Origin of the sequence: Novosphingobium clariflavum, assembly GCF_026420865.1 — a bacterium.
Lineage (GTDB): Bacteria > Pseudomonadota > Alphaproteobacteria > Sphingomonadales > Sphingomonadaceae > Novosphingobium > Novosphingobium clariflavum.
The window spans coordinates 1-11,295 of record NZ_JAPCWC010000033.1; the positions used below are offsets into that span (position 1 = coordinate 1).

The window sequence follows — 11,295 nt, forward strand, 5'->3', positions numbered from 1 at the left end:
CCTCTCGTCCGGGCGCAATCGGAACCGGAACAGACAGGCAGATGATCGAATACGGGCCACTGGCCGGAATTCTTGTTGTAATCGCAGGATTTGCCTTGCGATTCAATCCATTGGCTGTCGTGGCCGCTGCCGCAGTGGTCACCGGCCTGCTGGGCCACATGAGCCTTGTCCAGGTGATCGCGCTGCTCGGCAAGGGCTTCAACGACAATCGCTTCGTCACCGTCGTCTACGTGGTTCTGCCGGTGATCGGCCTGCTCGAACGCTTCGGCCTGCAACAGCGCGCCCGCACGCTGATCGAGGGGATGCGCGGCGCCACCGTGGGACGGCTGCTCATATCCTATCTCGCGTTCCGCCAGATCCTCGCGGCGCTCGGCCTGACCTCGATCGCCGGTCCGGCGCAGACCGTACGACCGCTGGTCGCCCCGATGGCCGAGGCGGCGGCGCGCAAGCAGGCCCCGGAGGTAACCGAAGACCATATCGAGGAGGTCAAGGCCATGGCGGCCGCCACCGACAATGTCGGCGTGTTCTTCGGAGAGGACGTGTTCATCGCGATCGGCTCGATTCTGCTGATCCAGGGCGTACTCAAGAGCCAGGGTATCGACATCGCGCCCATCCATCTCTCGCTCTGGGCGATCCCGACCGCGATCTGCGCCTTTGCCATCCACGCCTTCCGCCTGCACCGCTTCGACCGCCGCCTGCGCGCCGCTTCCGCTGCCCGGGAGACCAAGGCATGATCGGCATCGGCACGATCTACGCGCTGGCCGGCATCGTCTTTGCCGCCTTTGCCCTTGCCAGCCTGCGGGACCGCGCCAACCCCCGGCGCTGGGGCAACGGCGCGTTCTGGGGGCTCGTCGCGGCGAGCCTGCTGCTGGGCGACCGTCTCGGCGACTTCGGTAACGGTTTGCTGGTCCTTGCGCTGGTGGCCATCGCCGGAACCCGCAGCCTCGGCCACGGCAGCCCCCGCACCACCGGCAATGCCGAGCGCGAGGCCAGCGCCGCCCGGCTCGGCTCGCGCCTGTTCCTGCCCGCCGTCATCGTCCCGGTAACCGCGTTCTGCGGCACCCTGCTGTTCAATTACGCGGGGCTGGAGCGCCTCGGCCTGGTCGATCCGCGCTGGATCACGCTGGCCCTGCTGGTGCTGGGCGTCATGATCGCGCTGGGCGTCACGATGCTGTGGCAGCGCCCGCCGCTCACCGCGCCGGTCGAGGAAGGCCGGCGCCTGATGGACTCGATCGGCTGGGCCGCGCTGCTTCCGCAGATGCTTGCCGCACTGGGCGTCGTCTTCACCGCCGCCGGGGTCGGCACCGCGGTCGGCGCCATCACCCAGAGCATCCTGCCGAGCGGCAACGTATTCCTCGCGGTTGTCGTCTTTGCGCTCGGCATGGCGCTGTTCACGGTGGTCATGGGCAATGCCTTCGCCGCCTTCCCGGTGATGGCGAGCGCGGTCGGCGTGCCGATCCTCATCCGCCTCCACGGCGGCGATCCGGCGGTTGTCGGCGCGGTCGGCATGCTGGCGGGCTTCTGCGGCACGCTGCTGACGCCGATGGCCGCCAACTTCAACATGGTTCCCGCCGCCCTGCTCGAACTTAAAGACGAGCATGCGGTGATCCGCCGCCAGGTCGGCACGGCCCTGCCCCTGCTCGCCTGCAACATCGCCATCCTCTACATTGCCGGATTCCTGCTGTGACCCCATCCCCTGAAACCGCCGCCCGGTTCATCCGCATCGCGCTGGGCCATGTCGGCCGCGAATATCCGCACAAGCTCGACCACACGATGTCCTCGGACGCCGACGTGCTTCCGCCGCGCGTGCTGCATCCGGCCTTCCACGGCAGCTATGACTGGCATTCCTGCGTGCACGGCTGGTGGACCGTCCTCACGCTCACGCGGCTGCACCCGGACCTGCCCGAAGCAGCTCAGGCCATCGCCCGCGCCGACGAGACTTTCACCGAGGACAAGCTCGCCGCCGAACTGGCCTATCTCGACCGCCCGCTTTCCGGCGGCTTCGAGCGCCCCTACGGCTGGGCCTGGCTGCTCTACCTGCACCTCGAGGCGAGTCGTCATGACGGCCGTCTCTGGGCGGCCCGGCTCGAGCCGCTGGCCCGCGCGTTCGCCTCGCGGCTCGCCCACTACCTGACGATCCTCACCTACCCGATCCGCACCGGCACCCACTTCAACAGCGCCTTTGCCCTCGCACTGTCGCTGGAATGGGCCGACACGTTCGACCCTGCGCTGGCCGACCAGATCCGCGCCAAGGCCGCAACCTGGTTCTCCGGCGATGCGGACTGCCAGGCCTGGGAGCCCGGCGGCGACGAATTCCTGTCCTCGGCGCTCAGCGAAGCATTGCTGATGCGCCGTGCACTGGGTGAAGCCGCCTTCACCGACTGGTTCGCCCGGTTCCTGCCCAACCTTGCCCAACGCCGCCCGGCCTCGCTGTTCACCCCGGCCCACGTCAGCGACCGCAGCGACGGCAAGATCGCCCATCTCGACGGACTCAACCTGAGCCGCGGCTGGGCCTGGCGCGAAATCGCCTCGGCCACCCCGGCACTGGCACAGATCGCCGGTGAGGCCGCCGAAGCCCACCTCGCCGCCGCACTGGAACACGTCGAGGGCGACTACATGGGCGAGCACTGGCTGGCGAGCTTCGCCCTTCTGGCGATGCTGGCGGCATAGGACGGAGCTGAAAGGGAACAAGCGATGGTGCCGGCTACAGGATTCGAACCCGTGGCCCCCTGATTACAAATCAGGTGCTCTACCAACTGAGCTAAGCCGGCTCTCGCGAAAGCAAGTCCGGCGCCCTTACAGCGAGGCAGGGGCGCCGGTCCAGCATTTTAATCAGAACACCGCGTGCGGCGCATCTTCCTTCATCATCGCCTGGCGAACCAACGGGATCGGCGGGCCGCCGTAGCTCAGGAATTCGTCGTGAAACGCCTTCCAGCCGGCGCGGCCGCCGCGGGTGGCGGTCCAGTCGTCGCGCAGCTTGCGGATCATCAGCTTGCCCAGCGTGTAGTTGAGATAGGCCGGATCGTAAGTACCGCGCGCCGCCTGTTGCTCAGCCGTGCCCTCGTCCTGGTAGCACTCGGTCATGAACATGCGCTTCGACTGCTCCTGCGTCATCCCCCGCGCATGCAGGCCGATCGCCGAAAGATAACGGCAATTGCGCAGCAGCGCGTTGGACAGCTGGCCGACGTGGACCCCGGCATCGCCATTCCCGAGGCCGGCATCCCACATCATTTCCTCGGCATAGTGCGCCCAGCCCTCGGCAAAGGCATAGCCGACGAACAGGCGGCCCACCCAAGAAGGCGAGCGGTTCGAATGGAGGAACTGCAGGAAGTGCCCCGGCATCACCTCGTGCACCGAGGTGAACAGCAGGTCGTTCTTGCCCGGAATGTAGTCCTGCTGCATCTGCTGCGACCATGAGGGGTCCGGCGGCGAGATGTAATAGACAGACGCGATGCCCTTATCGAGCGGCCCCGCCGGATCGATATAGGCCGAGTTCTGCCGGTTGTAGGGCGGGCTTTCCTCGACTTTCGCCTGTTCGGTGCCGGGGATCGTCACGATATCATGCTGGCGCACGAAGGCGGTGAGATCGGGGATCTGCTTGCGCGCGGCCAGCACCGGGCCGCCCTCCGGCTTATCGGCCCGCATCTTGTCGAAGCAGCCCTGGATGTCCTTGCCCGGTGCATAGTCGGCGCAGGCTGCCTTCAGCAGATCCTGATTGCGCTTGAGATCGGCGCGCCCCACGGCTTCGAGCTCGTCCAGCGGCGCGTCGACCGCCTCGGTCGCGGCCAACATGCGCGAGAAACGATCCGCGCCCATGGCAAAGTCCTGCGTCGGCGTCGCCTTGGCCAACCAGTCGGCCAGTCCCTGCATGGCAGTGGCGGCGGCTTCCGAGCTCGCCTTGAATTCGGCCTGGAGCCTTGCATCCTTCACATCGGCAAAGGCCGCGCGGGCATCGCCCCGGTAGTATTCGGCAAAGCCCGCGAACCCGGCGGTCCCCAGCTTGATGAAGCTGGCGGGCATCGCGGTCTTGAGATTGCCGCGGATCTGCGTCGCGGCCCTGGGCACCGCCTTGAAGAAGGCGATCATCGCCTTCATCCGCGTCGGCTTGTCGGCATAGTCACGGCTGACATAGACGTTGGGGTCGAGGCCATTCTCGATGTAGTAGCCAGGATTGGTATGCGGCTTGTCGGCATCGACCAGCCAGAACAGCTGCCCCTTGGCGACCTGCACCAGATAGTCCCGCTCGAACCGGTCTGCGGCGGACAGATCGGTGAACTTTCCGGCATCGGCGATCACCGCGCGCAGGAAATCGGCCCGGGCCTTGAGGCCGGCGGGGCTCCAGTCGGGCAGGCGGCCGTCGAACTGGTGCGCGCCCTGGTAGATAGCGAAGGACGGGTCCTGCGCCATCCAGGCATCGAGCGTCTTGCCGACATAGGCCTTCCACGGCGTTGCCGGGGTCCCCATCGCGGCGGTTACCGGTGCCTGTGCGGGAGCAGCGCCCGCGCCAAGGGCCAGTGCGAGACAGGCCATCCCGGCCAGCAGCTTGTGTTTCATGTCTTCGTGCGATCCCTGTCCATGGTGTGCGGGCCGCATCGGTCGCCCCCGACGGCAAAGCCCCATGGGCACGGGTTGTGCGTCAGACTGCGCCGAAGGTCCAGCCCTCGGTGCGGGCAAGTTCGGCCGTCAATTCAGCGGGTTTCCACAAGTCCGCACGCGGCGCAGCGGTCCGCAGCCAAGCCGAGGTGAGCAAGGCATCGGCGCTGTGGTCGTCGATCGCGCCCTCGCCCGAGACGGGGGGAGATCCCAGCACCGCGAGCCCTGCGTTGAGCGCCGCGTGATCGGTCATCTTCGCCCGCCCAGCCGAGCGACCGGCGGCCACGGCGGCAAGCGTCGTGTAGATCTCGGTCACCACCGATCCGCTCTGTGGCAAAGGGTCCATCGGCCAGACCGACAGGGCCGCGCCCAGCCGGTGCAGCATCCGCATTCCGGTGAGACTCGACTTGCCCACTTGCGCCGCACCGACAAGGTTGAAGTTGGAATAGGGCTTGCAGCCCGCGCGCGCCTGCGCCTCTTCGGTCACCCGCATGCGGCCGCGGCGATGCAGCACCCCGGGCAAATGGAACCGCGCCCCCTCGCGCCCGCCATGACGGCGGAAATAGGCGCTGAGTTCGCAGTGATCGACAAAGCTGGAGGCGGAAAGATGCTCGTCTCCGGCGCAGATCCCATCGATCAGGGCCCAGAGCGCACGAGCATCGGACGGGCTCCGCGCCCAGCCGGGGAAAAACGCCCCGGCATCGGCGAAAGGCAGTGAAATGCCGAGGTCGAGCCCGACCAGCGTGTCTTGCGGCAAGTCATCGCGCAGCAGGCCAAGCACCTCCTCGCGCGACCAGTGGCCCGGCTCCCGGTGGCCCAGGCGCTTGGTCCGCAGCAGTTGCGGCGCGCCTTCGAGCCCGCAGAGCGCAACCGCGATACCCTTCTGGCGCGGGCCAAGGGCGCCGGACCAGTCGATCGCCATGAAATGGCGAAAGCGCGCAGCCATCACTCTGCGCGGCGCTCGGCGCGCTTGCGGTCCCACCACTCGATGCGCTTGCGCAAGTCCCGCTCGAACCCGCGCTCGACCGGTTCGTAGAAGGTCTGCGGCGCCATGCCTTCCGGCCAGTAGTTGTCGCCCGAGAAGCCGTCAGGGGCATCGTGGTCGTAGGCATAGTCCTTGCCGTAGCCGATGTCCTTCATCAGCTTGGTCGGCGCGTTGAGGATGTTGGCGGGCGGCGGCAGCGATCCGGTTTCCCGCGCGGTCTGCCAGGCCGCCTTCTGTGCCATGTAGGCCGCGTTCGATTTGGGCGCGGTGGCGAGATAGAGGCAGGCCTGCACGATCGCCCCCTCCCCCTCGGGACTGCCGAGGAACTCGTAAGTCTGCTTGGCGGCGATGCACTGAAGCAGCGCCTGCGGATCGGCAAGGCCGATATCCTCGCTTGCCATGCGGGTCAGACGGCGCAGCAGGTAGAGCGGTTCCTCGCCTGCCGTGAGCATCCGCGCAAGATAGTAGAGCGCCGCCTGCGGGTCCGAGCCGCGCACCGACTTGTGCAGCGCGGAAATCAGGTTGTAGTGGCCGTCGCGGTCCTTGTCGTAGACCGCCACGCGGCGCTGGAGGAAGGCCCCGAGGCCCGCGGGATCGAGCGGCTCGGGGATCTGCGCGGCATAGAGCGTCTCTGCCTGGTTGAGCAGGAACCGCCCGTCGCCATCGGCCGAGGCGACCAGCGCCGCCCGCGCATCGCCGTCAAGCGGCAGCGGCCCCTCGAGCGCTTCCGCCTTGTCCAGCAGGCTTTCCAGCGCCTCCGGTCCGAGCCGGTGAAGGATCAGCACTTGTGCCCGGCTCAGCAAGGCCGCGTTGAGCGCAAAGCTGGGATTCTCGGTCGTCGCACCGATCAGCGTCACCGTGCCGCGCTCGACGAACGGCAGGAAACCGTCCTGCTGGGCACGGTTGAAGCGGTGGATCTCGTCCACGAACAGCAGCGTACGCTGCCCCGCGCGCGCGGCCACGTCGGCCTCGGCAAAGGCCTTCTTGAGGTCCGCCACGCCCGAGAACACCGCCGACACCGCGGCAAACCGCATGCCCACCGCATCGGCCAGCAGCCGCGCGGTGCTGGTCTTGCCGGTTCCCGGCGGCCCCCAGAGGATCATCGAGGACAAACGTCCGGCCGCCACCATGCGGCCGATCGGCCCTTCGGGACCGGTCAGGTGCTCCTGCCCCACCACATCGGCAAGGGTACGCGGACGCAGGCGATCGGCCAGCGGGGCATCCTCTCCCGGCATGTCAGGGCTGCGGGAGGGCGGGAGATCATCGGCAAAAAGGTCGGCCATGGGGGCTATCTAGCGACTATCCCGCGCAATTGCACCGTCTGCGCGATGCCCATCGCCACGGCTGCAGGGGTTGCCCTGCAAGCGGCGCCAACAGCGTTGCTCCGCCTTGAAAGAAGCCCACTCTTCCTGCGGCTTCGCGCGTTGCTGGCGCCGCTTGCAGGGCGACCGTGGCGTTGCGGAATGTGTCCACGCCGCCTAGGCTGCCGGCCAGTTCGCACAGGGAAGGAAGACGGTGCCATGACACGAACCGCAGCGGCACGAGCGCCCGTCCACCTCTGGCTGGTCGGCGTGCTGGCCATCGCCTGGAACGGCTTCGGCTGCCTCGACTATGCGATGACCGTCACCCGAGATCCCGCCTGGATGGCGCCGGTCCCGCCTGCCGTGGTCGACTGGCTTGACGCGGCGCCGGTCTGGGCGCTGGCCGGCTGGGCGTTCGGTGTCGGCGGCGGGCTGCTGGGCGCATTGCTGCTGGTCATGCGCTCGCGCTGGGCCGTGCATGCCTTCGCCCTCTCGCTGCTGGGACTGGCCGCGAACCAGGCCTATCTACTGCTCTCGCCGATCCCTGCGGCGGCGACTCTCGGCGATCTGGCTCTGCGGCTGGCGATCTGGACCGCGGCGCTCGTGCAGTTCTTCTACACGGCCCGCCTGCGCGGACGCGGCGCGCTCACCTGACAGCGGTTCATACAAACAAATACCAACCTGAACGAATTCTGCCAAACCCGCTCCGATCCCGTTCAGCCAAGTTCACCTAGAAGGAACTCAACGCAGGAGACGTAAGGCACCGCAGGGCGCGGGCCTCGGTTCTCCTGACAAGGAGTTTCGAACCATGTCCATCATGCGCAAGATCGGCCTTTCCGGTGCGCTCGCGGCGACGGCACTTGCCGCTGCGACCCCGGCCATGGCTCAGGACTATCGCCGCGGCGGCGACAACACCGCGGCGGTTGCCATCGGTGCCGGCGTCGTCGGCCTCGCGCTCGGCGCGATCCTCGCCTCGAGCAACGACCGCCACCGCGACTATGCCGATTACGGCTATGACACCAGATATGGCCATGCCTGGAACAGCGGCTGGGAATTCCGCGACGGCTGGTACTGGGACCGCGATGGCCGCCGCCACAGCCGCGACGAATATGCCCGCTACCACCGCAATGACGGCCGAGGCCAGAATTGGGGCGGTCACGACGGACGCGGCGGCGACCACGGCGACTACCGCCGCGGCTACGACCGCGACCGGGACGACTTTCGCCGCGGCTATTGATCGATAGAGACCACCGAGCAGTCGGGTCCCCCTCCCCGGCTGCGACGAGACGCCCGGCCCCTCCTCCTGGCCGGGCGTCTTTTTTGTGCGCAGCGGCTTTCTCCAGCACGAACCGCCAAGCGGCCAGCTTTCGCAAGACCAACCGGGAGTTCACGGCCTGTTCAGTGGCAACATTGCAGAAATGTGGCACGTGCCCGCTGGAACCGCCGTTACCTGGTTGGCCCGGAAAGGGAGTTCAATTCGATGCATATCAGGATCAGGAAATTCGGCCTCGCCGCAGCCCTTGCGGCCAGCGCCTTGACGGCCTCGGCCCCCGCCATGGCCCGTGACGGCTACCACGACCGGGGCGACGATGCCGCCATCGCGATCGGTGCCGGCGTCATCGGCCTCGCGCTCGGCGCGGCCCTCGCCGATCACGGCGATCGCCACTATTACGACCGCGGCTATTACGATTCCCGGCGCTATGTGACCGTGCGCGGCCGCCCGGGTTACTATTATTACTACGAAGGTTCCCCCAATCGCTACTACCAGGATCGCTACTACGACCGCTATTACGCGCCGTATTACCGCGACCGCTGGAGCCGCGGCCATGCCTGGGGCAATCGCGACTGGCGCGACGACCGCCGCGGCTGGGGCCGTGACGATCGGCGCGACTGGGGTCGTCACGACCGGGACCACCGCGACTGGGGCCGTGATGTCTGCGCGACTGGGACCGTCATGATCGGGACCGGCATCACGACTGGCGCCGCTGATCGCCCCCGGACGTCATAACCGCGTCAAGAATATCGAGTGAAAGGATGCGCGGCGGCATTTCATGGGAAATGCCGCCGCGCACTGCTTCCCGCACATGGCCTTCCATGATCCGCACTCGCCAATCCCCGCACGGGAGGCTATGGGGCTGCCCATCATGGATATCGCCGACCTTCGGATCGCCCTCTTTTCGGGCAACTACAATTATGTGCGCGACGGCGCCAACCAGGCCCTGAACCGTCTCGTGGGCTACCTGCTCCGCCAGGGGGCGCAAGTGCGCGTCTATGCCCCGGTCGTCGACAAGCCCGCCTTCGAGCCGACCGGCGATCTTGTCGGCATTCGCGCGGTGCCGATCCCGACCCGTTCGGAATACCGCATCCCGCTCTCAATCTCGGGCAAGGCGCGCCGCGATCTCAAGGCATTTGCACCACATGTGGTGCATGTCTCCTCGCCCGATCCGGTCGGTCATCAGGCGGTCACCTGGGCGCGCACGCGCAACCTGCCGGTGCTCGCATCGGTGCACACGCGCTTCGAGACCTACCTTCGTTACTACAACATGGCCTGGGGCGAGCCGCTGATCGAGGCGATCCTGCGCCGGTTCTACCGCCGCTGCGATGCGCTGGTAGCCCCCTCGGAATCGATGGCCCAGTTGCTGCGCGAACAGCGCATGAACTACGATGTCTCGATCTGGTCGCGCGGAGTGGATCGCGAGATCTTCCACCCCGGACGCCGTGACCTGGCCTGGCGCCGCGCCCATGGCATCGCCGACCATGAAGTGACCATCGGCTTCCTGGGCCGCCTGGTCATGGAAAAGGGCCTCGACGTCTTTTCCGACACGCTCGACGAACTGACCCAGCGCGGCATCGCCCACCGCGTGCTGGTGGTGGGCGAAGGCCCGGCCCGCGAATGGTTCGAGGCGCGCCTGCCGCAGGCCGTCTTTGTCGGGTTCCAGCAAGGCGCCGACCTTGCCCGAGCCGTGGCCAGCATGGACATGCTGTTCAACCCCTCGGTCACCGAGACGTTCGGCAATGTGACGCTGGAAGCCATGGCCTGTCGCCTGCCGGTGATCGCCGCGGCCGCCACCGGCAGCCAGAGCCTCGTCAACGACCGCGAGTCCGGCCGCCTCGTGCCTCCCGGCGCGATCCACCAGTTCGCCGAAGCGATCAAGGGCTATGTCGAGAACCAGGACATGCGCGAGGCCCACGGCCTTGCCGGCGAGAGCCGCGCACTGGAATTCAGCTGGGACCGCATCAACCAGGCGGTGGCCGATACGTATCTGCGCCTGATCCGCCAGAAGACCCGCGGCTGACCGTGAATGCCGGGTCTGCCCATAGGCAGCCCGGTCTTCGCGGTTGTTCAGACCGGCGCCGGGGCCGCCAGACCGATTTCCCCGAAATAGCGACCAAGCCCCTCGACGGCCTTGTCGGTCAGTTCGATGAAGGCCCGGCGTCTGTCGTTGTCATCCAGCACACGGCGGAACAGGCCGCCGTCGACCATCTGCCCGATCCAGCGCAGCGCCGTCGTCGGCGGCACAGCAGCCGCAATGCACAGCGAGGTCACCGAGACCTGCTTGCCTTCCCCTTGCGCGGCGGCAAGATCGAGCAGCATGTCCCAGGCCGGATCGGCAAACAGGTCGCCCTCGATGAAACGCGCGCGCAGTTGACGCTGGCGCAGGATCTTGCGCACAAGCCGGGCATCGGGCAACTGCGCCACCGCGCAGCGTCGCGGTGCTTCGCGCGCTAGCGGAATCGCCGGCTCCGAAGCACCGTCCGCTCCGCCGCCAGAGGGCGCCAGCCGATCGATCCGCCCGGCAATCTCGCCGACCTGCTCGGTCAGCCGCAGGATCATCAGCCGGTCGTCGTCGGAAAGCTCGCGCACGCGTCCCTGCGACATCGTTGCCAGCACCCGCCCCAAGGCGACCACCCGCTCGGCCCGGTTGGGATCGACCAGCAACAACGGGTTGGAATGGTCCATGCAGGCAAACACGTCATCCAGCGCCTCGACACTGGTCGAGACGATCAGCCGCGCCCCCAGTTGCGGCGCCCGCATGTCCAGCCGCGACAAGGCTGCCAGCGCCGCGCCATCAACCTGCGGGCAATCCAGCAGGACAACATCGCCGAGTGAACGCTCGCCCTGTTCCAGCAATTCCGTCAGCGTCGTAGCCGTGACCCGCAAGCCCGCTGCACCGGCATCCTCCCGCATCGCGGCGCGCACATGTGCACGGTCGGCAAAGATCGAAACCGAAAGACCGGAACCTTGGCTGGAAGCGCTGCCGCCGCCATAGGCAAAATCGTCCGTGACAGGACCGCCGAGGGTGAAATCCGTATCATCCATGTGCGTGCCTTCCGTGTTACCACGTAAGGGAACAGGACTAGAACACGAGCTCTTCAAGTCAAGAATTGCCGCGGTTAAAACCTTGTCACTCCAGG

Annotated in this window: 11 protein-coding genes and 1 tRNA gene; 7 read left to right on the top strand and 5 right to left on the bottom strand. The window is 67.3% G+C overall.

What is annotated here, in order from left to right:
- Window positions 1–41: 41 nt before the first annotated feature.
- The 3 genes from OKA11_RS21760 to OKA11_RS21770 are packed head-to-tail and all read left to right on the top strand — an operon-like array spanning window position 42 to window position 2,670.
- On the top strand, window positions 42–734 hold the full coding sequence (locus OKA11_RS21760) for a DUF969 domain-containing protein (protein WP_267224289.1): 693 nt from the start codon (window positions 42–44) through the stop codon (window positions 732–734).
- Window positions 731–1,687: a DUF979 domain-containing protein gene (locus OKA11_RS21765; protein ID WP_267224233.1), complete on the top strand. Its 957-nt coding sequence runs from the start codon at window positions 731–733 to the stop codon at window positions 1,685–1,687. Before OKA11_RS21760 ends, OKA11_RS21765 begins: the two co-directional genes overlap by 4 nt.
- Window positions 1,675–2,670 carry a DUF2891 domain-containing protein gene (locus tag OKA11_RS21770; RefSeq protein WP_267224292.1) on the top strand — a complete coding sequence of 332 codons (996 nt, stop codon included), beginning with the start codon at window positions 1,675–1,677 and terminating at the stop codon, window positions 2,668–2,670. The genes OKA11_RS21765 and OKA11_RS21770 overlap by 13 nt, the downstream gene beginning before the upstream one ends.
- 25 nt (window positions 2,671–2,695) lie before the next feature.
- On the opposite strand, the gene OKA11_RS21775 is transcribed toward OKA11_RS21770, so the two are convergent.
- The 4 genes from OKA11_RS21775 to OKA11_RS21790 form a co-directional block, all read right to left on the bottom strand.
- Window positions 2,696–2,771: transfer RNA gene (locus OKA11_RS21775), tRNA-Thr, on the bottom strand.
- Window positions 2,772–2,832: 61 nt separating this feature from the next.
- A complete protein-coding gene (locus OKA11_RS21780; RefSeq protein ID WP_267224234.1) occupies window positions 2,833–4,554 on the bottom strand; it encodes a DUF885 domain-containing protein in 1,722 nt (573 codons plus the stop codon).
- 82 nt (window positions 4,555–4,636) lie between these two features.
- Window positions 4,637–5,539, bottom strand: a complete 903-nt coding sequence (locus OKA11_RS21785; RefSeq protein WP_267224236.1) for a hypothetical protein — start codon at window positions 5,537–5,539, stop codon at window positions 4,637–4,639.
- Window positions 5,539–6,861: a replication-associated recombination protein A gene (locus OKA11_RS21790; protein WP_267224238.1), complete on the bottom strand. Its 1,323-nt coding sequence runs from the start codon at window positions 6,859–6,861 to the stop codon at window positions 5,539–5,541. The genes OKA11_RS21785 and OKA11_RS21790 overlap by 1 nt, the downstream gene beginning before the upstream one ends.
- A gap of 237 nt (window positions 6,862–7,098) precedes the next feature.
- On the opposite strand from OKA11_RS21790, the gene OKA11_RS21795 reads away from it, so the two are divergent.
- The 4 genes from OKA11_RS21795 (at window position 7,099) to OKA11_RS21810 (ending at window position 10,175) form a co-directional block, all read left to right on the top strand.
- Complete coding sequence (locus OKA11_RS21795) at window positions 7,099–7,533, top strand: hypothetical protein (protein WP_267224240.1); 435 nt, start codon at window positions 7,099–7,101, stop codon at window positions 7,531–7,533.
- A 154-nt stretch (window positions 7,534–7,687) separates the two neighbouring features.
- Window positions 7,688–8,116, top strand: a complete 429-nt coding sequence (locus OKA11_RS21800; RefSeq protein WP_267224241.1) for a hypothetical protein — start codon at window positions 7,688–7,690, stop codon at window positions 8,114–8,116.
- Window positions 8,117–8,359: 243 nt separating this feature from the next.
- Window positions 8,360–8,887: a hypothetical protein gene (locus OKA11_RS21805; RefSeq protein ID WP_267224243.1), complete on the top strand. Its 528-nt coding sequence runs from the start codon at window positions 8,360–8,362 to the stop codon at window positions 8,885–8,887.
- A gap of 136 nt (window positions 8,888–9,023) precedes the next feature.
- Entirely contained in the window at window positions 9,024–10,175 is a 1,152-nt protein-coding gene (locus tag OKA11_RS21810) for a glycosyltransferase family 4 protein (RefSeq protein WP_267224245.1), read from the top strand.
- Window positions 10,176–10,222: 47 nt separating this feature from the next.
- Here the strand turns inward: OKA11_RS21810 and OKA11_RS21815 are convergent, their stop codons facing one another.
- Window positions 10,223–11,200 carry a helix-turn-helix domain-containing protein gene (locus OKA11_RS21815; RefSeq protein ID WP_267224247.1) on the bottom strand — a complete coding sequence of 326 codons (978 nt, stop codon included), beginning with the start codon at window positions 11,198–11,200 and terminating at the stop codon, window positions 10,223–10,225.
- Between the last annotated feature and the right edge of the window lie 95 nt (window positions 11,201–11,295).